20 protein-coding genes and 1 tRNA gene are annotated in these 23,621 nt (G+C 45.4%); 20 read left to right on the top strand and 1 reads right to left on the bottom strand.

Going from position 1 to position 23,621, the window contains the following annotated elements; genetic code table 11:
• Positions 1 to 10 precede the first annotated feature (10 nt).
• The 19 genes from RJ60_RS07630 to RJ60_RS07540 all read left to right on the top strand — a co-directional run bounded on the left by RJ60_RS07630 (position 11) and on the right by RJ60_RS07540 (position 21,053).
• Positions 11 to 4,492 (top strand): MG2 domain-containing protein, encoded by a 4,482-nt coding sequence (locus RJ60_RS07630; RefSeq protein WP_099828697.1) that lies wholly within the window; start codon positions 11 to 13, stop codon positions 4,490 to 4,492.
• Positions 4,489 to 5,046, top strand: coding sequence for a hypothetical protein (locus tag RJ60_RS07625; protein WP_099828696.1), 558 nt, complete (start codon positions 4,489 to 4,491; stop codon positions 5,044 to 5,046). Before RJ60_RS07630 ends, RJ60_RS07625 begins: the two co-directional genes overlap by 4 nt.
• Positions 5,039 to 6,820, top strand: coding sequence for a M3 family oligoendopeptidase (locus tag RJ60_RS07620; protein WP_243392203.1), 1,782 nt, complete (start codon positions 5,039 to 5,041; stop codon positions 6,818 to 6,820). Before RJ60_RS07625 ends, RJ60_RS07620 begins: the two co-directional genes overlap by 8 nt.
• 98 nt (positions 6,821 to 6,918) lie before the next feature.
• A complete protein-coding gene (locus tag RJ60_RS07615) occupies positions 6,919 to 8,283 on the top strand; it encodes an MATE family efflux transporter (protein WP_180977930.1) in 1,365 nt (454 codons plus the stop codon).
• Between the two features lie 136 nt (positions 8,284 to 8,419).
• Positions 8,420 to 9,877 (top strand): DNA polymerase III subunit gamma/tau, encoded by a 1,458-nt coding sequence (gene dnaX / locus RJ60_RS07610; protein WP_099828739.1) that lies wholly within the window; start codon positions 8,420 to 8,422, stop codon positions 9,875 to 9,877.
• A gap of 2 nt (positions 9,878 to 9,879) precedes the next feature.
• A complete protein-coding gene (locus RJ60_RS07605) occupies positions 9,880 to 10,245 on the top strand; it encodes a YbaB/EbfC family nucleoid-associated protein (protein WP_099828695.1) in 366 nt (121 codons plus the stop codon).
• A gap of 12 nt (positions 10,246 to 10,257) precedes the next feature.
• Entirely contained in the window at positions 10,258 to 11,253 is a 996-nt protein-coding gene (gene gap, locus RJ60_RS07600; RefSeq protein ID WP_099828694.1) for a type I glyceraldehyde-3-phosphate dehydrogenase, read from the top strand.
• A gap of 60 nt (positions 11,254 to 11,313) precedes the next feature.
• Entirely contained in the window at positions 11,314 to 13,281 is a 1,968-nt protein-coding gene (gene tpiA, locus RJ60_RS07595; protein ID WP_099828693.1) for a triose-phosphate isomerase, read from the top strand.
• 92 nt (positions 13,282 to 13,373) lie between these two features.
• Positions 13,374 to 13,610 carry a hypothetical protein gene (locus RJ60_RS07590; protein WP_099828692.1) on the top strand — a complete coding sequence of 79 codons (237 nt, stop codon included), beginning with the start codon at positions 13,374 to 13,376 and terminating at the stop codon, positions 13,608 to 13,610.
• 11 nt (positions 13,611 to 13,621) lie between these two features.
• A complete protein-coding gene (locus tag RJ60_RS07585) occupies positions 13,622 to 13,903 on the top strand; it encodes a cell division protein ZapA (protein ID WP_099828691.1) in 282 nt (93 codons plus the stop codon).
• The gene (murI, locus tag RJ60_RS07580) at positions 13,893 to 14,720 is read left to right on the top strand and encodes a glutamate racemase (RefSeq protein WP_099828690.1); all 828 of its coding nucleotides are present in this window, start codon (positions 13,893 to 13,895) and stop codon (positions 14,718 to 14,720) included. Before RJ60_RS07585 ends, murI begins: the two co-directional genes overlap by 11 nt.
• Positions 14,717 to 15,679, top strand: a complete 963-nt coding sequence (gene yvcK / locus RJ60_RS07575) for a gluconeogenesis factor YvcK family protein (protein ID WP_099828689.1) — start codon at positions 14,717 to 14,719, stop codon at positions 15,677 to 15,679. The genes murI and yvcK overlap by 4 nt, the downstream gene beginning before the upstream one ends.
• Positions 15,676 to 16,602: a DNA-binding protein WhiA gene (gene whiA, locus RJ60_RS07570; RefSeq protein WP_099828688.1), complete on the top strand. Its 927-nt coding sequence runs from the start codon at positions 15,676 to 15,678 to the stop codon at positions 16,600 to 16,602. Before yvcK ends, whiA begins: the two co-directional genes overlap by 4 nt.
• A complete protein-coding gene (nrdR, locus tag RJ60_RS07565; RefSeq protein WP_099828687.1) occupies positions 16,603 to 17,064 on the top strand; it encodes a transcriptional regulator NrdR in 462 nt (153 codons plus the stop codon).
• Between the two features lie 17 nt (positions 17,065 to 17,081).
• Positions 17,082 to 17,555, top strand: a complete 474-nt coding sequence (greA, locus tag RJ60_RS07560; protein WP_099828686.1) for a transcription elongation factor GreA — start codon at positions 17,082 to 17,084, stop codon at positions 17,553 to 17,555.
• Positions 17,556 to 17,567: 12 nt separating this feature from the next.
• Complete coding sequence (gene lysS / locus RJ60_RS07555) at positions 17,568 to 19,073, top strand: lysine--tRNA ligase (RefSeq protein WP_099828685.1); 1,506 nt, start codon at positions 17,568 to 17,570, stop codon at positions 19,071 to 19,073.
• Between the two features lie 10 nt (positions 19,074 to 19,083).
• Positions 19,084 to 19,545, top strand: a complete 462-nt coding sequence (locus RJ60_RS07550) for a GatB/YqeY domain-containing protein (protein ID WP_099828684.1) — start codon at positions 19,084 to 19,086, stop codon at positions 19,543 to 19,545.
• Positions 19,542 to 20,912, top strand: a complete 1,371-nt coding sequence (locus RJ60_RS07545) for a GlmL-related ornithine degradation protein (protein WP_099828683.1) — start codon at positions 19,542 to 19,544, stop codon at positions 20,910 to 20,912. Before RJ60_RS07550 ends, RJ60_RS07545 begins: the two co-directional genes overlap by 4 nt.
• Positions 20,913 to 20,977: 65 nt before the next feature.
• A tRNA-Gly gene (locus RJ60_RS07540) sits at positions 20,978 to 21,053 on the top strand.
• A gap of 1 nt (position 21,054) precedes the next feature.
• Here RJ60_RS07540 and RJ60_RS07535 read toward each other — a convergent pair.
• Complete coding sequence (locus tag RJ60_RS07535; RefSeq protein WP_258001830.1) at positions 21,055 to 21,588, bottom strand: dihydrofolate reductase family protein; 534 nt, start codon at positions 21,586 to 21,588, stop codon at positions 21,055 to 21,057.
• Between the two features lie 91 nt (positions 21,589 to 21,679).
• Here RJ60_RS07535 and RJ60_RS07530 point away from each other — a divergent pair, with 91 nt between their 5' ends.
• Entirely contained in the window at positions 21,680 to 23,614 is a 1,935-nt protein-coding gene (locus RJ60_RS07530; RefSeq protein ID WP_243392201.1) for a hypothetical protein, read from the top strand.
• Positions 23,615 to 23,621 lie beyond the last annotated feature (7 nt).

Below are 23,621 nucleotides of genomic sequence, written 5' to 3'. Positions count from 1 at the left end.
AGTGAAGGCAATGAGAAGAACCTTGGTGTTTCTTATTATTCTGTTATTCACAGGTTTAACGGCACTTGCTTTTCAGATTCAGCAGTATGGTTATGAGCTTAGATCATCTTTCGTAGAGTTGTACTCTATGGACTATCTACCTACAATATACACAGACGGCAAGGATAGTTACATCGATATCAAGATTTATGATTTGGACGAGCAGGATCTTACTGGGGCGATCACCATCGGGGATGTCGGAATCTCCGGCGATCCACTCTACGCTTTCAGGCAGACAGTAAAGGAGAAACAAAGGATATACTTGCCCGAGAAAGCTCTAATGGGCCTGAGACTGATTGTTGTTTCGTCGCAGTCAGGAAGTGCCAAATTGATGACAAGCTATCGTATGGTTGGAGCTCAGCTGCTTGCTTATGAAGATGGAGCGATGATGAGACTCTGGAAAAAGGAAGATTCCAGCTTCATTGATAGCTTCTCCCTTTACAGACTCATAGACGGGGAGTTATTGGGACGGACAGAAAATGGAGTGTTCGTTTTTGACTATCTTCCCACGACAGGAGATGCAATACTTGTTCAGTCTGCCAATGGATCGATCCTGTGGAGGCCGGGCGAGTATGATTACTATTTCTCGTCTCGAAACATCTCTCTGATATTTACTGATCGACCGGCATACAAAGCCGGTGAAGTTGTTAATTTCAGAGCTTTCATAAGGGAGATAACATCTTCGGGCTATCAAATACCTAGAACTAATTCTGTAGAAGTTGAAATAGTAGATCCATTAAACAGGAGCGTCTTCACTGAAGAGTTGAGCCCGGATAACCTTGGCTCTGTTAGTGGTACGTTCCGAACATACTCCGAAATCACCAGGGGATCCTACAGGATTATCATCCGGTGGGAAGGAAACGAGGACTACTATTACTTCCAGATTGCCGACTACAAAAAGCCTACGTTCTTCACAACAGCGGAATCTGCATCAAAGGCATTCAGAAAGGGAGAGGCAGTTACAATCAACGTTTTGTCCGAGTACTACTTCGGAGATCCCGTCTCGCTTGGCAAAGTAGACTACACGATATACAAGGGCAGTCAGTATATTGACAATGGATCTGCGAGACTTGATGGCCTGGGTAAAGCGGTGATTGGCTACTCTGAAGAGCTTGAGAGCGGTTCATACTACGCGGTTATTACTGTCTCAGACGATACCGGTATGCAGTCACGAAGTACGGTTGACTTCAAGGTAGTACAGGGAACATTCGATTTCAATGTTGACTACAGATTCACCGATAAAGAAGCACTCGTGAAAATCGAAACAAGATTGAACAACGATACTCTTGTTTCCAAGGCATTTGAGATGAAGGCGTGGTATGAAGAACCTGTAATTCTAATGGACGAAGGAAAACAGGTTGAGAAGAAGCTTAAGATCAACATTTTCAGGGAAGAACTTTCCACTGACAGTGGTGGAAGGGCAGAGATTCTGATCAGTCTTAGGGACGTCCCGCCGGATACGGTTGTGTATTTCGAGGCCAACGGGGCCCCTTCAAATGAACCGGAAGTGGTTAACAGATATTCAGTCTATACTAGTGGGTACTATGACTACTACGGGTCTATTCTGGTGGATTCAGTTGAGTCTGCTGCTCCTGGCTCCAAGGCAAGAGTATCATTCTATACATCATCTCCAATGGATCTTTGGGTCATTGGTGATTTTTCGGGTGAATTCAAGCAGTTTCCTTTCAGTTCTACGGAGGGCAAGAACACTATCGAAATAGAGATCCCCGAGAACTATGGTTACGAGAACTTCATGCTCTTTATCGTTGGATATAAGAACTATCAGATTATTCAGTCAAGAGTCATCGAAGTTGAGATTGCTTCAAGAGACCTTTCAATCAATGTGCTTACTCAGGATAGATATGAACCTGGCGATACCGTCAATATGAAGCTGCAGGTCCTCGATGATGAAGGGAATCCCGCCGTTGTAGGACTGACGGTTTCAGTAGTATCTCAGGCAATGCTTTCTCTCTTTGAAGGCGATTCCGATCGGTGGAAGGAATCACTGGGCAGTCCCTTCAACAGGGGTTTCAACACTGTAAGTATAAACGACCTGTATTATTCTGCCTACCCGTCAATAGCCAAGCTAGGAGATCTACTGGAATCTCAACCACCCGCGGCCGAATCTAAGGTAATTGGTGGTGCTACTTTCGGGATGGGCGATCGTGGTGGAAATGGCGAAAGCTTGACTTCGGACGTGAGAGCCAGGAAACTTTTCAGCGACAGCGCCTTCTGGTCTGTTGGAACTTTCACCGATGAGAGCGGCTTTGCGGAACTGTCGTTTGTTGTACCGGAAGATCTCGATACATGGACTGTCAGAACTCTTGCGGCCGACTTTTCGGGAGATTTCAGCTACGAGAAGTCTAGTTTCGAGACTTGGAAGCCCATGACCGTTAGCAGTTTCCTTCCGGAGTTTCTGATCGCTGGCGATACAGTGAATCTAGTCTTTTCCGTGAAGAATAATCTTGACACTCGTATGCCTGTCATCACCGGTTTCTATGTTGATGATGAAGTCATTGAAGAGAAGGGAGCAACTATTGACGCCTTCGGAAGTCTTTCCTTCAGCTATGAGATGGTTCTAAGAGATCTCTTGCCTTCGGAGAAGGATGAGAGTCTCAGAGTTAAGTTTGTTGTTGAAGGAAGTCGCGGCTCCGACGGTGTTGAATACGAAATTCCTTTGAAGCCAAGGTACTCATATATCCGATTTGGCGACCTTGACTTTCTTGAAGGGAATAGAGTAATTGAATTTATGGAAGACTCAATTGGTAGTGTTACCATCTCTTCCACAATTGATCCAATTCTTCTTGAAGCAATAAGGTATCTGGTAGATTATCCCTATGGCTGTGTGGAACAGACAATGAGTAGGCTTCTTCCAGCATTGGCGGCTTCTCAACTACTTGCAGGTGCCGATGAGTCTTTTGCAGACAAAGTCTCGGTTGTAGTTGGCGATGGTCTTGAACGCCTCTTTGGCTATCAGCACTACGACGGAGGTTGGGGTTGGTGGAAAGATGACCAGAGCACTCCATTCATGACGTCTTACGTGATGTTAGGTCTATATCTTGCCACAGAAAACGGTTACGATATAAATAGGGATGTAATCGCGATGGGGTACTCGGCATTGAAGAGTCTTAACAGAGACAAGCCGGATCCTTTCCTTCAGTATGTCATTACACTGTTCAGCAGGAAACTGCGAGACCCGATAAGCTCAATCGTAGATTATAAGAATGATGTTGCCTCGATCGTTTTGACCGCGCTGACATACGAGACTCTAAACATGGACGCCAAGGCGGTTGCATTTTTTGAGGAGGCCATGGAGTATGTCGACCTAGGCGCATCTGACGTTATCTCGGGTAGCAGTTTCAACTATTTCTTTGACGATACGGTTACTCTCTCTTTCCTTCTGAAAGCTGCGGTAGATCTAGATGTACCTTCCGCAACAGTTGCAGAAATTTCCAAAAGACTCCTGAAGATGGGAAACGGCAGTTATTGGTATAGAACATCATCGACCGCTATGGCTATTCTCTCGCTTTCATCAGTTAGCAGCTCGCTTTCAAAGGATGCGGAAGTTGAAGTGGTTTTTGAAGACGGGGATGTAGTCTTCGAAGGCGGGTTGGAGGATTCAATAACAATACCGATTACCGGAAAGACAATTGTTATTGAAAGCTCTGAAATGGTAGCGGTATCGATTAACGGCGAAACGGCAGTTAGGTCAGAGGAAATCAAAGCTGAAAACGCGGGTCTGATTGTCGAAAGGGTTCTGAGAAGAAAGGTAGCCGTGCCTATGGATGATACTCACGTTCTCACCACACCTCAGATAGACTCGCCCGCCGTAGTTACTTCGATCAGGACGCTGTCGGCTGACGAAGTAGGTTCTCTTGAAATAAGTGCCTCCAAGACTATTGAAGGGATGGTTGTTGCGATAGTAGACGGTGAGCTGAAGCTTTCAAACTTTGGACTCGGTCTCAAGATCTACGAAGGCGATGTTCTCGGTATTAGCAATGGCGAGATAATCGTCAGGTCGGTTGAATACAGTTACTACAATGACGCCACGATGGAGCTTTTCGCTGTTAAGCTTGGTGAACCCGGCCCGATAAGAGTCGGGGAGACGATAGTCTCCGAAGTGAGAATAAGGATTCCCGATACAGTTCCCTATGTTGTGGTCGAAGATATGTTGCCCTCCACAGGAATCTCCGTTGAGGAGAACATTGAGGGTGACACACTCGGATACACAAAATTCTACTATTTTGACTACTACTGGTGGGGATACACCTTCAAGGATTCAAGATACGACCGCATAGCCTTCTTCTTCAATGACGGAGGAGAGTTCGTGACGAAAAGCAGCTGGAGAATTCTCACCAGAGGGGAATTCATTATTCCTCCTGTACAGGCATGGGCAATGTACGATGCAGACTATCGGGCAAACACAGAATCGGTAATGCTGAACGTTGAATGAAAGCACTAGCTATTGTTGTCATTTTGCTACTTCAAGTGACGGTTTTTTGTTTCACAAGCGCGTATGTCTCATGGGAAATGCCAGAGCTTGAAGGCTATAGAAGCTTGCTTGAAAGACTAACGGGAAGATCCGTAAATGGTACCTATATTCTAATTATCGCTTCCTCGGCTGGAGAGTTCTCTGAACTCTCCGGCATAGCTTATTGGTTTCTCGCTGCAGCAACTGGAAACACGATTATTGTGCAGCCGCTTACTCTAGTTCAGAACCTGCCGCGAACGCTTGCACATGAGATGAGCCATCTCATTCTGAGGGATTACCAACTTCCCTATTGGCTAGAAGAAGGTATTGTCTGTTATATTACGGGTGAGTGGGTTGGTCGAGAAGAAATCATTCTTGACGAGGTGAAGACTCTTGATTACTCGAAGATGGATTTCATGACATATCGTTCGTACAGTTATACTTGTTGGGTAGAAGTATCCAGGCTTCTTCGCAATAGATCTTTTGGAGAATTGATTGCAGAATTTGGAGAAGGAGGTAAACGAAGAATTGAGTGAGGGGAAACTGGTTCAGTGGGATCTCACAAGATTGTACGGTTCGCCGGACGATCCCTCCCTGGAAGAAGACATACGAATTCTGATAAGTGAGAGTGATAAGCTTATTAAAGACTTCAAAGGGAGAATTCAGACCGAGAGTGTCAAGGCTAGCGAACTGAAGATAGCTATTGAAAGAGAAGAAGACCTTATGAACCGTTTTTTCAGATTATCGATGTTCTCGTTCTTGAGCCACTCAACAGACTCTAAGGAACCAGCTGTTCAGAAGCTCCTACGTAAGATAGATGATCTTGAATCGCAACTTGAAAGCAAGCTTCTCTTTCTGAAACTCGAACTTTCGAAAGTCTCCGAGGACTTCTTTAATAGTCTTATGAATTCTACCGAACTAGCAGATTACAGACATCATCTCGATCTCATTCGAACTCAAAGGAAGCACATGCTTTCTGAGCCGGAAGAAAGAATTATGGTTCTAAAAGAGATAACGGGCAAGAAGGCGATTCTGAATCTCTATGATGAATTCACATCGAGTTTTACGTATAGAATTACTACCGGTGCATCGGAAGAGACGCTCACAGAGAGTGAAGTGGAGACTTTAAGAAGAGATCATGATTCGGAGCTTAGAAAGAAGGCCTTTGAAAGCCTCTTTAGAAAGGCGAAGGAAAACAGTATTGTTCTGACCAATCTTTACAATTCTCTTTCCAGAGATTGGGACTTGGAAGCAGACAAGAGGGGATATGATTCCCCTATTTCAATGAGGAACGAACTGAACGAAGTCTCAGATGAGGCAGTGAATTGTATCATCGACGCCACCACTGATGGTTATTCTGTTGTTCACGACTATTACCGACTGAAGGCGACAATTATGGGGAGGGAAGCCCTTCTCCACAGCGATATATATGCTCCTGTTGGAACTTCAGACAGGACATTTGATTGGCAGGAAGCGAAGAAGATGATTCTGGAGGTTATGGGAAACTTTGATCCCCGGATTGAAAGTATAGTTGCTAGATTCTTCGATGAGGATTATATTCATGGATCGATCATGCCGGGAAAGCGAAGTGGAGCTTACTGCGCGTATGCCTCGCCAAGAATGCATCCGTATGTGCTTGTCAATTACAATGGCAAGATGAGTGACGTTTTGACACTAGCACACGAACTAGGCCACGGCCTTCACGGCGTTCTGGCGTCCAAACAGACCCTAGTTAACTATGATACGCCGCTTACAATGGCCGAAACAGCCTCTGTTTTTTCTGAAATGCTTATGACGGACTTTCTTTTGAAAAACATTGAAGAAAGAGAGGAGAAGATCTCTTTTCTGGTCAACAGGATTGAAGAGATATTTGCAACAACCGCAAGGCAGAACATGTTCACCAGGTTCGAGATCTCTGCCCACGAGAAAATGTCAGGCGAGTATCTGGCGTTTGAAGAACTATCCGAGCTTTACTCCAAGGAGCTCAAACTCATGTTTGGGGACACCGTTGATTTTCTCCCGGAAAGCGAGTTCGAATGGGCTCGCATCCCTCACTTCTTTCATACCCCTTTCTATTGTTATGCTTACAACTTCGCCCAGCTTCTCGTAATTTCTTTGTACAGGAAATACCTTGAGGACGGGGCTGTCTTCAGAAGAAAGTATATCGCTTTACTTGAAAGCGGTGGATCGGAATCTCCCAAATCTCTTCTGCAGAAAGTAGGCATAGATGTCTCAGATCCTGTCTTTTGGCAAAAGGGAATTAGTTTTATCAAGGAGAATTTCCTTGATACACTGAGGAAGATGATCTAGACCTGTTCCGATCTCTAGAAAGGGTGTATAATTCCTGTGTCCATTTTGGACTCGGGCATTCTTTCACATTTCTTCACAAGGTAAGCTAGGGGGCAAAAATGGCAAGGGATCTTACTCAAGGGAGCATTCTGAAGAATCTTCTTATAATGTCTGTGCCCACAATGATAGGGTTCAGCGCACAGATGGTTTACGACATTGTAGACATCTTCTGGATTGGGCGCATCTCAGGCGAAGCAATTGCAGGAGTTACGATTTTCACCACTCTTTTTTGGATTGTGGATATTCTGAATTCGATAATCGGGCAGAGCTCAATCTCCTTGATCTCTCAGGGCTTCGGAAAAAAGGACTTCGAAGGAACAAGTAAGGCGATAGAACAGACAATTACTTTCAAGTTCATTGTTGCTCTGATTTCCGCTGTTCTAGTTGCCTCCTTCCTAAAACCATCGCTAGGATTCTTTACTGACGATATGAAAGTAATGAGATCAGCTCTTGATTACGGCTATATCAGACTTTTCTTCCTGCCAATGATGTTTTCGTCTTACTCCGTCAACACGGCTCTCAGATGCATAGGGGACGCAAAGAGTCCAATGTACATAATGATGTTCACGAGTGTTCTCAATATTTCTCTCGACCCAATAATGATGTTCGAAAAGATTCCGGGGACATCGATTCCCGGATTTGGCCTGGGCGTTTTTGGTGCGGCCGTCGCTACGGTAATCGCTCAATCGGCAGCATTTCTACTGGGATTCTACATTCTTTTCTCAGGAAAGGAAGGCGTAAAACCAAGACTGTCCGGACTTTTCAGGCTTGATAGAGCTATAGACAAGAAGCTCTTGACTATAGGGCTTCCAACTGGGCTGGAGGGGTTCTTCAGGAACTTGTCAGCTGTAGTAGTTCTGAAATTCGTTGCCTTCTACGGGACCGCTGCGGTTGCGGCGGTAGGAGTAACGGGGAGGCTTTTTGGACTAGCGTTTATGCCTCTTGTAGGGCTTAGCATGGGCGGCTCTGCGATGGTCGGTCAAAACCTGGGAGCTGACAACGCCGACCGTGCAAGAGCCACAGCCAGAACCGCTGCCTTAATCGGGTTCTTTTTCATGTTTTTCTTTGCACTAATAGCCTTCTTTGCAGGCGAGCATGTTATCGCTGTGTTCAATAAGGATCCGGAGATAATTGCTTACGGTGCCAGTTTCCTGAAATACGGCTCACTCGGCATTTCTGTCTTGGCATACGGTTTTGGTCTCTCATCGGTCTTCGGAGGGTCCGGGTACAACTTCCCGTTTGTAGTGGGGAGCGTAGTATCCAGGTGGCTTATTCAAGTGCCAATATTGGTCATTGCAGTGTTCGTGTTGAAGGCCGGCATAGTTTGGGTCTGGCTTTCATATGTATTCTCGGATATTGCAGAGGCTGCGGTGATGGTCTTTTACTATTTAAAGGGTAAGTGGGTGAAGAGAAGGGTCTACTAGCGAAAGTCGAATTCATTCCCAAGTGCTGCAGATGGATGAGTTAGTTATGAATTTCACTAACTGTTTCACTTCGGTCATCTTTGCAGCAAACAAACTTTGGGTGATCTGCTATAATTCAGATGAACGGGTGATTAAGATGTCTGAGGTTTTGTATAGGAAATATAGGCCTAGAAAATTTAGTGAGCTGGTTGGGCAGGATCAAGTGAAAGAGATCCTGGGAAGAGCAATAGAGAAGGATTCGGTTTTTCATGCTTACATATTCTCTGGCTCTAGAGGTACCGGGAAGACAACTAGTGCAAGGATCGTCGCCAAAATGCTGAACTGTCTTGCAGAGGATTCTGAGAAGCCTTGCGGTATTTGCGATTCATGCAAAGCGATTGATGCTTCTTCACACATGGATGTCATTGAGCTGGATGCAGCTTCTTACAGAGGCATTGACGAGATCAGGAAAATCCGGGATGCAGTATCGTATAGACCTGTCATGGGCAGATTCAAAGTGTACATAATTGATGAATTCCATATGCTGACCAGGGAAGCTTTCAATGCACTTCTTAAGACTCTTGAAGAACCTCCCGATAAAGTGATTTTTATTCTTGCAACTACCAATCTTGAGAAGGTTCCTGAAACAATTCTTTCTCGATGTCAGATCTTCTATTTCAAACCACTCATCGAAAGAGACATAGCTACTTATCTGGAAAGAATCGCGAAATCTGAAGGTCTGGAATATGACGACAAAGCATTGAGGTTCATTTCGAAAGCCGCACACGGAGGCATGAGAGACGCGGTTAATCTTATGGAGAGAGTTGTCTCTTATTCGGGTGATGTTAGTGAAGAATCTGTTAGAGCTACTCTTGGTATTCTGCCCGAAGAAGTTGTTAAGGAGTTCATTACTGCATTTTCTTCGGGAGAGCCGGCTTCGATATTGAAAATCTCTGAAGAGATCCAGTCTGCAGGATATACTTACGAAGTCTTCCTTGAACAGGTGATCGATACTGTGAAGGATCAGCTGATCGCTGAATCAACTGATGAGCGTTTCAAGCTCTTGCTTTCTTTATGGGAGATCACTAAAGAGCTCAAATTTGCCGAGGATAAGAGAGGAACATTTGAAGTAATGGTCCTTCTGAAGAGTGGTTATGAGAAGTCGGCAATAGGGAGAATTGGTAACTCTGAAAACGTAAAAAGCGAAGTTTTTGAAACGAGTGATAAGACCGAGAAAGCTCCAAAAAGAGACACTACAGAAGAGAATAGTTTGTCCAAACTTATCGACCATCTTCGAAATAACAACTTCGTTCTGCTCTGGACTCTTCTAAGTCTTTCGAAGGTTACTAGAAGCGAATCTGGCGGGGTATTAACTCTGGAAGCGGACAGCGACTATTCTTACGATCTTCTGAAAGATAGACTTGAGTCGCTGAACGGGATTGCAGAAGATTTAATCGGGAAACGATTCCTTCTCTCCAATGAATCAGTTGGAGGCAATCTCTTTGAAGGTCTGGATAAAGATTCTGAGGAATACGTTAACTTTGTGATTTCGAACTTGGGGTTGAAGGACGACATAAATAAAGGAAAGATAAAGATAGAGCTTGAGGAGGACTAACAATGGCAAAGAAATTTAGAGGTCTCGGCGGTAAGAACTATGGAGGTTCCAGGAAGGGATCAAACATGAGTGAACTTCTGAAACGGGCTCAGAAAGCACAGGAAGAAATGGAGAGCCTGGAAGAAACCTTCAAGACTCTGGAGGTGACGGCTTCTGCCGGAGGAGGAGCGATAAACGTTGTTGCAACTTGCGACTATCGCATTAAGTCGATCGAGGTCGAGCCTGAGATAAGAGAAGAGGATTTTGAGATTGTTCAAGATTTGATAATTGCGGGGATAAACGAGGCGTTAGCAGAGGTAGCGAAGAGAAGAGATGAAGAAACGGCTAAGGTTACAGGATCGCTCAATCTACCTGACAATATACTTTAGGAGGTGTAAGAGATGTACAAAGTAGCAATCAACGGTTTTGGAAGAATTGGAAGACTTGTTTTTAGAGAGATGGTAAAACGCGGGGATTTCGATGTAGTTGCAATCAATGACCTAACCGATGCAGCTACCCTGGCTCATCTTCTCAAATATGATTCGGTTCACGGGAGATTCAAGGGTTCAGTGGAGGCTAAGGATGGAGCGATTGTTGTAAATGGCAAGGAGGTTAAAGTCTTCGCAGAGAAGAGTCCTGCAAACCTTCCCTGGAAAAACCTTGGCGTTGAACTGGTCATTGAGTCTACAGGCGTCTTCAGAAACAGAGAGAAGACAATGCCCCATATTGAAGCCGGGGCAAAAAAGGTATTGATTACTGCCCCTGCAAAGGGTGAAGTGGATGCGACAATTGTACTTGGTGTCAATGACGATATGCTGAGGCCGGAGATGAAGATTGTCTCTAATGCCTCCTGTACAACTAACTCTATTGCGCCAATAATAAAGATCTTGAACGATAGTTTCAAGATTCAGAAAGGTTATTTGACGACTGTCCATGCTTATACGAACGATCAGAGAATTCTTGATTTGCCTCACAGTGACTTGAGAAGAGCGAGGGCTGCTGCCGCCAATACGATTCCCACTTCAACAGGCGCCGCTAAGGCAGTAGGGCTTGTCATTCCTGAACTCAAAGGCAAGCTTGATGGAATAGCTATGAGAGTTCCTGTAACTGACGGTTCAATAACTGATCTAACCGTGGTTCTCGAAAAAGATACAACAGTGCAGGAAGTAAATGCGCTCGTGAAGAAAGCGGCGGAAAACGAACTGAAAGGAATAGTCGAATATACTGAAGAAGAACTCGTTTCCTCGGATATTGTCGGAACAACGGTGTCCTCAGTATTTGACAGCAAGCTTACAGCAGTGATGGGTAACCTGTTGAAAGTTTGCGCTTGGTATGACAATGAATATGGCTATTCTTGCAGGGTAGTCGATCTTGCTGAGAAAATGATGAAGATGTAATTCTCGATTTTTTCTGACGGGGCCTGGAGGCCCCGTTTTATTGAGGAAAGGAGGTAAGAGATGTCTGGAGTTCTAACACTAAGAGATGTTGATTTGAGTGGAAAGAGGGTGCTTGTAAGGGTCGATTTCAACGTTCCTCTAGATAAAGAGACTGGCGAAGTGAGTGACGATACTAGGATTGTGGCTGCAATACCAACGATAAAGTACGTAGCCGAAAATGGTGGAAAGACAATCCTTGTTTCCCATCTGGGGAGGCCCAAGGGCAAGAGAGACCCTAAGTACTCAATGGAAAAGGTTAGCAAAAGTCTGGAAAGGTTAATCGGCAAGCCCGTTGCCTTTGTTCCTGATTGCATCGGAGATGAAGTGGAGAAAGCTGTCTCAAAAATGAACAACGGAGATATTCTTCTTCTGGAGAATGTTAGGTTCTACCCTGAAGAAGAGAAGAATGATCCGGAGTTTTCGAAGAGGCTCTCTGCGATCGCAGACATTCACGTAAACGACGCTTTCGGAACAGCACATAGAGGTCATGCATCGAATGTGGGTGCTGCCCAGTACTTGACCAGTGTACCTGGTTTCCTTATGCAGAAGGAAATCGAAATGCTTGGCATGGCCGTTGAGAGTCCCAAGCACCCCTACGTAGTCATTTTAGGAGGAGCAAAGGTTTCCGATAAGATCGGAGTCATTACGAATCTTCTGGAGAAGGCCGATAGAATACTAATCGGCGGTGCGATGATGTTCACATTCCTTAAGGCTCTGGGGAAGCAAACTGGTGACTCCCTGGTTGAAGAGGACAAGATCGAGCTGGCAAAGGAGATAATGAGGAAAGCCGAAGAGAAGAAGGTTGAGCTCGTCCTCCCTGTTGACACGGTTGTGTCCAAGGAAATCGCTGCAGGTAGTGAATCGAAGACGGTTCTCATAGATGAAGGAGTCCCATCCGGCTGGAAGGGACTTGACATCGGGACATCAACTATTGAGCTATTCAGAAGCAAGCTGGTTGACGCCAAAACCGTTGTTTGGAACGGTCCAATGGGGGTCTTCGAGATCGATGATTTTGCGAAAGGAACCGAATCGATCGCGAAGACGCTGGCTTCGCTCAAGGGTGCAGTAACGATTATCGGAGGCGGAGACAGCGCAGCCGCTATCAACAAGTTTGGCTTGGCCGACAGAGTTTCTCACGTATCAACCGGTGGCGGGGCTTCTCTTGAGATGCTTGAGGGAAAAGAGATGCCTGGTATAAGGAGTCTAGCGACTAAGGAAGGTAAAAAAAAACGTAGAATAATGGTCGCCGGAAACTGGAAGATGAACAAGTCGCCTAATGAAGCGCGAATGTTCGCCGGTTTCCTTGCATCTTCAATCGGTAACGAGAAGGCCGTTGATGTTGTAGTATTTCCAACAAGCCTTTCAGTTGCCGGGGTGGCAGACATTCTCAAGGACACGTCGATTAAGGTCGGAGTCCAGAATGTCTATCCTGCAGATAGTGGAGCCTTTACAGGCGAGATTTCTGTGCCTATGCTTTCGGACCTTGCGGTGGAGTACGTTCTTGTTGGTCATTCAGAACGAAGGCACATATTCGGCGAGACAAGCGAGATGACTAACGAGAAAATCAAGGCAGTATTAAGAGAGGGCCTAGTTCCAATATTCTGTGTTGGGGAAACTCTTCAAGAACGGGAATCAGGCAGGACGGAGCAGGTTCTCGAAGAACAGATCAGAAAAGGTCTTGCCGGCCTTGACAAGAGTGAGGTTGAGCAAGTGATCATAGCGTATGAACCAGTATGGGCGATCGGAACTGGTGTTGTGGCTACTCCCGAACAGGCCGAGGCCACCATGAAGTACATAAGGAGTTTATTATCGTCGCTATACGAGTGCAGCGTGGCAGAGCGAACAAGAATTCTCTATGGTGGCAGTATCAAACCGGATAACTTTGATTCCCTAATCGCTATGGAAAATATTGACGGTGGTTTGGTGGGAGGGGCCAGCCTTCAAGAGAGCTTTGTCCAACTGGTAGCAATAGCAAAGATTTACGCTTAATCAGAGCGATATAGCAACCGCCCGTTCGGGCGGTTGCTCGCGTTTTCTTTCTCTGTTGAGGTGTTATAATCTCAAAATAGGGGGTGTTGTTCTTGGACAGTTATCAGGAGCTTGAACTAGTCGTAGACAAGATGGTTGAAGAATTCAACCGTCTCAGGAAGGAAAACGAACAGCTCTGGACGCAGCTCGAGACAGCACAGAAAAAAGTTGAGGAATCCGAGCTAAGAATCCGGGAACTTGAACTCCGCCTTGAAAGTGAGTCAAGGACAATTTCTTCATTAATAAAAAGGGTAAGAGGCAGCCTCGTCGAAGACAGCAAGAAGGTATAAGGAGTCGAACAATGAAGCGATCAGTCACTCTGGACCTCGGAGGAAGGAAGTACACTTTTCTTACAAGCGATCCTCAGGAACTCGTGGATCAGGTCTTTTCAAAGATTACGGAGATGTACAATTCAATAAGCAAGAACGAAGAGGAAGTCGGCTATGAGAAGTTGCTTGTGGGGATTTCGGTGAACCTTGCACACGACCTTGCAAGAAGTCAGAATGAACTGCTTAGGCTAAAGGCGAAATATGAAGAGGTTCTTTCGGAATACTTCCAGGGACGTGACGAGGTTGAAAAATAGTCTGAGGATCGGTGTCTTCGATTCTGGAATTGGTGGCCTCACAGTTGTTAAAAGACTATTGGAAGCCTTTCCCGAGGGAGTAAGCCTGCACTACTTTGCCGACACTGCGCGGGTACCCTATGGCTCAAAGCCAGTTGAGACACTGAGAAGGTATGTCAGAGAGATCTTCGACTTTTTTGCCCAGTTGGGTGTCGATGCAATCGTCACTGCCTGTAACACTTCCGATTCTATACTCTCTCAAAGGGAGAAGACGGAGCTGACTACTCCATACTTCAGCATCATCGATCCAACAGCGAAGTTTCTTGGGGAGACTGCACCCGACAAGTCGACAGTTGCAGTGATCGCAACTGAGAATACTGTGAAGAAGTCTCTCTATTTAAGAAGGCTGTTTCGTTATGAAAGCATCAGCAAAATCTTACAAAGGGCCTGCCCGCTTTTCGTTCCTTTGATAGAAGAGGGAATCTGGGAGGGTGAAATCGTTGATTCGATCGTCAAGTATTATTTGGCAGACCTCGCTAAGATTCAACCGGACTTCTTGATTCTTGGATGTACTCATTATCCGTTTATTAGGAGTTCGATCGAGTCGCTTTTGTCTCCCAGGACAAGGATCATAGACCCCGCGGAGTACATTGCCAAGAATGTTGCCGATTGGGCAACGATTTCCTCGCATCATTCATCTACTGTTGAGTATTATGTAAGCGGTAATATTCGCTTTTTCCAGGAGATTCTTGGAAGATATCTAGGAAAGGCGGAAAACGTCAGGGGCGTTGACCTTACGTCTTCAGGGATTGCTTTGAAGGAACGAGTTACATCATGAGCAAGACGGTTTTGATAGGTGGCGGAACTGGTCTCTCTACCTTTGCAAGGGTCCTAAAGCATTACGATAGTAGTTTAACGCTTGTAGTTGCAGTTACGGACGATGGTGGAAGCTCAGGATTTCTCAGGGAAGCCATGAGCATGCCCCCGCCAGGGGATGTAAGGAATAACGTGATTGCTTTGGCTGATGATGAGGAATTCCTAACAAAAGTCTTTTCGTACAGATTTGAGGCTCGCGCTATGAATGGTCATTCTCTTGGCAATATAATTATTGCAGGTCTTACTGAGATGTTTCAGAGCTTTCCAGAAGCGGTCCTCGCGGCCTCAAGAATGCTGAAAATCAAAGGGAGAGTCTTGCCCGTAGCCGACGATCTTGTGCATCTTGTGGCTGAGATTGATTATGGATCATTCATTAAGGGAGAGTCAAGGATATCGGCTGCCGGAAAGAGAATAGAAAGGGTATTTCTCGATAAGGCTGTGAAGGCACTTCCAGAGGTATTGGGCGCAATAGAATCTGCAAAGACGGTAATTGTGGGCCCCGGCAGCCTGTTTACAAGTGTTGTACCCAATTTCCTGGTTTCCGGGGTCAGAGAGGCCTTCGGGAAGTCCAAAGCAAATAAGGTTTACATATGTAACATTATGACCCAACCTGGTGAGTCTACAGGTTTTTCACTTGCCGATCACGTCAATGTCGTTGAAGACTATAGTGGGGTGACTTTTGACATGATCTTTTGGACTGAAGTGGGAGAAGTAGAGCCTGCCGTGCTGAATAGGTATTATGAAAGGGGCTCTATGCCGGTGAGAAACGATATGCTTACCGATACTCGGGTTAGGGTAGTTTCAGGCGGTACTGCAGAGCTGATTGATGACGGACGGAACCGTCTGGTCGTTCGTCATTCGAGAGACAGCATTCTGTCGATCCTGAAAGAGCTGAATCTATTGGGAGAGGAAAAGATGTGAGCTATGCCGACAAACTCAAAGAAGAGCTTTGTCATCTCCCGTTGGACGACCAAGACGAGTGCAGATCTGAATATCTGGGTTTTGTTAAGTCGAGAGGGACATTACGATTAAGAGGAAGTACCGCTTTCCTTGTTATCCCGCTTACATCTATAACGAGTCTTAAAAGGCTGTTTCAGATTTCGAAGAAGCTTTCCATGCCGATTCATGAAACACAGGTAATAGAAGAAATCAGATTAGGAAGAAAGAGAGGCGGAGAGCTTACTTTTCGCTTTGAAGAGGTAGAAGAGTTCCTCCGAAAGAATGGCATTTCAGTCAGAGATGACTCCATACCAAAACCCGTTAGAGATGATCCGGTCTACTTCGGTGCGTTCATCAGGGGACTGTATTTGGCTGGAGGTTCGATTGTTGATCCATCCAAGGAGTATCACCTGGAAATAACGCTTGATACTACTGAGGCTTTTGTTAGTTCACTGAAGGAGTACATATCAGACAATTTCAACATTAAGATCGGAATAGTAAGAGTAAGAGATAAGTTCAAAGCATATGTGAAGTCGTCGCTTGACCTAATAGAACTGCTTTCTCTGATGGGGGGAAAGAAGACGGTGACGAGACTTTCGAGCGCGATCGAAGTAAGAAAGATCAGGAGCGATGTAAGCAGGACTCTGAATTTCCTTACAGCAAATGCAAACAAGTCTGCTCAGGCAATGGCAAAGCATGTAAGAGCCATAAGAATCATCGATAAGAAGTACGGCATCGACAGATTGGATGAGGATCTTCGTCAAGTTGCAATCCTCAGGATTGAAAACGAGGATCTTAATCTGAGAGAGCTGGGCGAGATTATGAATCCGCCGATGAGCAAGTCAGCAGTATATAATAGGTTGAAGAAGCTCATGGCATTGGCGGAAGAGTTGGGAGATAGCTAGATGAAATGTCCTTTTTGTGGTGGAGATTCGACAAGAGTTCTTGATTCAAGGCCGACCGATGAAAGCACTTCCATTCGGAGAAGAAGAGAGTGCGAGAGTTGTGGTGCAAGATTTACTACCTACGAAAGGTATGAGAAACTTCCTTTCTTAGTTGTTAAGAAGGATGGAAGGAGAGAGAAGTTCAGCAGGGAGAAACTCCTAAACGGGCTACTCAGAGCCTGTGAAAAGAGGCCCATATCTGTAGACACAGTCAACAGGATAGTAAATTCAGTAGAAAACGAGGTAGTGAAATCGGGAAAATATGAAGTAATCTCAAGCGAGATTGGTGAAATGATAATGGCGGAACTTAAGTCCCTGGATAGGGTTGCCTACGTCAGATTTGCATCTGTTTACAAAGAATTTAGGGACATAGACCATTTCATGGATATAATTGAGGAACTCAGAGACGATAGAGATCGTTGAATGGAGGGATTCAGTTCGTGAAAAAGCAGGTTATCTACCTCACGCAGGAAGGTTTCGACAGAATGAAAGAGGAGCTCGAGAGCCTAAGGAAGAAGCTCATGTATGATATTGCGGAGCGGATTAAGGAGGCAAGGGAGCTCGGAGACCTTAGCGAAAATAGCGAATACGACGAGGCTAAGAACGAACAGGGAAGAATCGATAGCAGGATAAAGCAGCTTGAGGAAATTCTGAATAATGCCGAGATTATTGAAGATGACGGAGATACAAGCTCTGTGAAGCTCGGTTATGTAGTTGAGCTTCAGAATATAGAGACAGGCGAAAAATCTCAGTTCAGAATTGTTAACGCACAGGAAGCCAACATTTTCGAGGGAAAAATCAGTTCCGATTCTCCGATTGGACGGGGAATCCTGACTCACAAAGTGGATGAAGTGGTAAGGGTGAAAACCCCTGCAGGCTGGGCTAAGTACAAGATTCTTACCATCGGCAAGTGATGGGGGATATTTATGGGCGAAGAAGCACGAAGACAAAGAATAGAAGAGATTAATCAGATGCGCAATGAAGGAATCGAGCCGTTTCCGTATCGTTTCGACAAGACTCATTGGGCAGATCAAATCAAGAGAGAGTTTTCCTACCTCAAGGACTCCGAAACAAAGGAAGATACGACTGTAAGAATTGCGGGAAGAATCGTGGCGATGAGAAACCACGGAAAATCAGCCTTCTTTGTTATCCGAGATAATTCCGATAGGATCCAGGCCTATGTAAGGCTTGATGGGGTCGGTGCCGAGAACTTCGAAGTCTTCAAGAAATTTGTGAATATCGGAGATTTCGTCGGAGTAGTCGGTTTCCCATTCAAGACCCATACAGGTGAGATGTCGGTCTTCGTCAAGGAATTTGAAATACTCTCAAAGGCGATACGAACGATGCCCGAAAAATGGCACGGAGTGAGGGACAAGGAGATAATCTACAGGCAGAGATACGTCGAAATGCTTTCAAGCGATGATGCTCTCAGAAGGTTCAAGGTTCGTTCGGAACTGTTCAGGCTTGTTAGAGAGTTTCTTCAGTCTAAGGATTTCATCGAAGTGGATACACCAATGCTCCACTACTTGACGGGAGGGGCATCAGCAAGGCCTTTTAGGACTCACATAAACGTTTTTGAATCGGACATGTATCTTAGAATCGCCGAAGAGCTATTCCTCAAGAGGTATCTCGTTGGTGGATTTGAAAGGATATTTGAAATCGGAAAGAATTTCCGCAATGAGGGAGTATCCTACAAGCATCATCCTGAGTTCACTATGATGGAGCTGTATTGGGCTTATGCGGACTACAACGACATAATGGACATCACTGAAGAGATGATCAATTACGTCGTGCGCGAAATCACGGGTTCTGAAAAGATTACATATCAGGGAAAAGAAATCGACTTTTCCAGACCATGGCGAAGAGTGAGGATGGCAGATTTTATCAAGGAGAATCTAGGCGTAGATATTTTGAAAGACTCCGATGAAGAACTAATAGCCATTTTGAAAAAGAACAATACTGAACTCGAAATCAAGGAAAGGGGCCACTTGATTGAGAAGCTCTGGGATCTCGTGGAACATAATCTTGTGAATCCCACTTTTGTGACCGAGCATCCGGTGATAATCTCTCCATTGTCGAAAGTCCACAGAGAAGATTCTAGAGTGACCGAAAGATTCGAGTTGATAATCAGCTCAATGGAAATGGCCAACGCCTTTAGTGAACTGAACGATCCAATAGAGCAGTACAACCGTTTTCTTCACCAGGCTAGCTTGAGAGATATTGGAGATGAGGAAGCTCAGATGATGGATCAAGACTTCATAAGGGCTCTTGAATACGGAATGCCGCCTACTGGAGGCTTGGGGGTGGGTTGGGATAGAGTAATCATGCTTGTTACAGATTCGCCGTCAATAAGGGATATCATTCCGTTCCCGCTCGTGAGACCGATCTCTTTTGATGAAGAAGAGTCGCTAAGCGACATCGAGGATCTGTAGAGGTGATTTTATGAGTCTGTTCGATCGAATCCAACAAGAGATGAAAGAAGCCATGAAATCCAGGGATACCCTGAAAACCAACACACTTAGGGGAGTTATCGCTTCAGTGAAGACATATCTTGCGTCTTCTGAAGAAACAAGAGGCGCAGAAGTTACCGATGAGTTGCTGATAGATCTCATTGCGAAGGAAGCTAAGAAACGCGAAGAATCTATTGAGGCTTACGAGAAGGCCGGGAGAGACGATCTCGTTGCAAGCGAATCGGCAGAGCTGGAAATCCTTAAGCGATTTCTTCCTGAAGAAATGACCGTTGATGAAATTCGGAAACTTGCATTGAAGACGATTGATGATTTAAAGGCCAATAATCCGTCAGATCTGGGCAAGGTAATGAGAGAACTGATGGCCAGACTGAAGGGAAGAGCAGATGGCAAGCTGGCCAACAGGATCGTAAGGGAGCTCCTTGAAAGCAGATGAGAATTGAGTTCCTGACTGCTGAAATCGGGAGCACCACTACGGTGCTCTCTGCTTTTTCTTCTGACGCTTCTGGATCAATGAGGTTTCTTGGACAGGGTGAATCCTATACTACAGTTGATGAGCAAGATGTGACAATTGGGATAGAGAAGGCTTTGAGAGCTCTTAAGATATCTCTTCGCATTGACAGTCTTGAATGGGATGCATTCCTCGCATCTTCGAGTGCGGCCGGCGGACTCAGAATGACGGTTCATGGACTTGTTTATGATATGACAGTAAAAGCCGCCAGAGAAGCGGCGCTTGGGGCTGGCGGAGTTATAAAGTTGGTAACTGCTGGCAAGCTCTCAGAAAGAGACCTGAAGAGGATAATGGAAACAAGTCCTAAATTGATTCTTCTTGCGGGCGGGGTAGACTATGGGGAGAGAGAGACGGTAGTGCGCAACGCTGAAGTTCTGGGAAACATAGATCACGAAATCCCCATTGTCTATGCAGGCAATTCCGCGGCAGCCGATGAGGTGGAGGAGATAATCTCGCAGAAGGGGCGAGATGTTCACATTGTAGATAATGTGTACCCTCGTATAGATGAACTCAATGTCGAGCCTACCAGAGAAGTAATCAGAGAGGTTTTCTCGAAAAACATTGTAAAAGGACCTGGTATGGAGAAGATCTACTCAATGATCAACAGACCAATAGTTCCTACTCCAGCAGCGGTAATGCTTGCAACAGAGTTATTTTCCAGTTTTCATGGGGACGTTGTTGCTGTAGACATAGGAGGGGCTACAACGGATGTCGATTCCGTTACAGATGGAGACCCCAAAATCGCTTCAATGCTGGTTTCTCCTGAACCGAGATCCAAGAGAACAGTTGAAGGAGATCTGGGGATCTACGTTAATGCCCGTCACGTTGTTGAACACATAGGCAGGGACAAACTGAAAATCGAGTTTCCTCATCTAGATAAAATCGTGAGCAACCTTACTCCCTATCCCAAGGACGCTAATGATGAGGCGTTCTCTGCTCGTTTGGCAACGTATTGTTTCGAGACTTCAATCAGAAGACATGCCGGAGGCCTCAAGCAGTTCTTTGGGCCAACTGGAAGAATAGAAGTGGCTTACGGCAAGGATCTTACTGCCGTTAGGTCAGTAATTGGCACAGGAGGAATTCTCAGCAGGTCTCGGTTTGCCTCGAAGATTATGGAGAGTATAAGAAGTCTATCGGCGAAACATGAAAAGGAACTCCTTCCAAGAAAGGAAGTCAGTCTTTTCAGGGATAGAGACTATATTCTTGGAGCCATAGGTCTGATATCTACTGTAGACTCTTCGTCTGCTGCGGATCTTGCGAAAGCTTCTTTAGAAGAACTTGTAGACATTTGATTGGAGAACGATCCTTCTAGAGTGATTGACAAGCATTTCACCAGGGTGATAGAATCTCCATGAATGCGGGTGTAGCTCAGTTGGTAGAGCATCAGCTTCCCAAGCTGAGGGTCGCGGGTTCGAGTCCCGTCGCCCGCTCCATCTATTTCACATCATAGACCATAAGAGTTGCTTCACCGAGTTGACGGGACTCTCTGAGTTTCATTTCCATTTTGCGACTAAGGTTTTCTCCCAACCCTTTGATTCCCTTGCTCAAGATGGGTTCAAACGTGATATGGAGTTCGTTGATTAAACCTTGATTGGCGAATTGATCAAACGTTTCTGTTCCACCTATTAGGCATACCTCCTTGAAACCTCTCTTCTCAAGCTCTTCAAGTAGTTCAAGGATCGTAGTCGAAGTAAAGAGCAATTCCCTCGAGTTCCGGTATCTCTCCGGATGCCTAGTCAAAACTACATTAAACCTTCCGGATAGAGGTTTTCCGATTGCCTCGTGGGTTTTTCTACCCATAATGACTACTCCTATTCTTGATGTTAGAGATTTGAAGTACTTCTTATCTTCGCTGGATGTCCATTCGCTTCTGTCGTCATGAGACAGCGCAATTTTACCGTTTACCGTGCTTGCAAATACTGCAATAACTCGCAGGTTGAACACCTCCCGATCCGCATTTGGTTTCATTACTCGTTGATTGTATCTTTTTTCCCCAACTTCTGGCAACATTTCGAGAGTCAGTTTCAGAAAGATGTGTTATTCTTCTTAAGATGGGAGTGTGAAGGACATCAGGAAGATTAGGTGGCTATTTGTCGTTACGTTGTTGGTCGTAATACTTGGTGCCTGCAGTGACAGTACGAGTCACAGCTTGTCAATAGTGAACATCGAATGTGAAGGTACTATGTGTTATTTGAAGCTGGATGTGTCTTCTCCCGGCAGAGACCTTCCTTCGGTTCTGGTTACCGTCGGTCGATCGCCCCTTGACGGCAATGATGGAATGAAGTTCAAAGGCTCGGAGATCTCCTTTGAGCTGAAAGAGCATGGTACTCATTCGATTTATGTGACTCTGATCAAGGGAAAGAGATTCTTGACTACGCCGGCCTATGCGAAAGCAACCGTAAATCTTCAGCCACCTAACGCTCCGGTATTTCGATGGAATCTCGCACAAGGAGAGTTGACTCTGACTTTGGAGACAGAGACTAATGGTTCAGTTACCGACTACCTTATTCTCGTTAACGATACCGAATACGGTTCATCGGATGGGGTCTTTACTTTTCCTATTGAGAGGGACAACGAATACATAGTACAAGCATTCTCAAGATCTGGTTCCATCACTTCAAAACCCTCAGTAATTGATTTGAGACTTTCTGAGGATTTTCCTCCTGTCGTCGACCTGTCAATAGGACAACCGTATTTGGGAGGGTCATTTGGAGCAGCAATAAGCGACGATTGGGACAGCGTTGCCGATCTTTCGATTAGGGCCTATATTGAAGAAAGTGGAATCCCCCTTCTCTTTGACGGGACAAAGTTGATTCCGGAGATACCTCTTCCGGAAGGACAGAATACTCTTGTAGTTCAAGTGATAGACTCTTCCGGCAACAAGACCGAATGCAGAAGACAGATTCAAGTTATTCGCAAGACTTCGGTTGATCTTCCCGAGCTCTATATTGAAGAGGGTACAATCAGAAATGCGAGATGGAGTGCTTCAGAAGGTCCGGTCGAATTGCAGAGATACAGAGATGGCGAATGGATAACACTTTCTACTCATATGCCAAACGAAAGGTCTTCTGTGATAACCAAGGAAAGCATATCTGAGAATGGCGACTTGTACAGAATTGTTTTCGAGTCAGATAGAGAGAGATTCATGCCTTCAGTTCCGGTGTTCGCGAAAGAAAGTCTGTTCAGGAGATTCAGCACTGAGGTTATCTCGTCCTTCTTGGGAATGGACGCTCTACTAGTTGGAGGTAACGACTACAGATTCTACGGGAACATTGTTGTAAGAGACGGATCGGTGATGAGAGCCGAATCTGGCTCTTCTCTTACAATTCCTAAGGGTAACACCCTTTTGGTGAGCGGAGTTCTTGATCTAGAAGGACGGAAGGATCGAATTTCGGTGAACCCGGGAGGTTCAACCGGTACTATTGAAGTTGCAAATAATGGGGTTCTGATTGCGAGAAGCGTTGATTTCAACAACACCAGAATACTGGTTAAGGAAGCTGCTGTAGTTGTCTTTGAGAATTGCACCTTTTCCAGAGGGCTCGAGATAGAAGGAGCGCGTACTGTCCAGATATACGGGAGCAACGTTAAGGGCGAAGTTGTCGTTGAGAACGTTAGAGAAATGCTTATTCATATTAGCGACTTTTCGGGAACCGAAGTCACTTTCAGCAATCTCGGAATGGCAATGCTCTCCAGGAGCGATATGAAGTCTCAGACCCTTCGAGTTATCAATTCGCGGATCGAAGTGGTTGATTCTCTTATCGAATCGAAGAGTGTTCTGGTGAACAAGACCTCCCGATTCTCATTTATCGGAGGTCCGTTGATCGATACAGTAATTGAAGTCTCCGGTGCGTCTTCTCTTCATATTGATGAACCTCAAATAATCGGAAGTGTTACGATCGACATTAAAGAGCTGTCGCGTCTATCCGTTCAGAAGAAAGTGGAGGGTTTACTCGAGATTCTTTCAGATGAAAAGTCTGCAATCAAGGTGTTCTGAGCTATGG

It is taken from the genome of Mesotoga sp. B105.6.4, from assembly GCF_002896535.1.
GTDB lineage: Bacteria > Thermotogota > Thermotogae > Petrotogales > Kosmotogaceae > Mesotoga.
The sequence above is the reverse complement of the archived record's forward strand: the minus strand, read 5'-3'. Positions and strand labels throughout refer to the sequence as shown.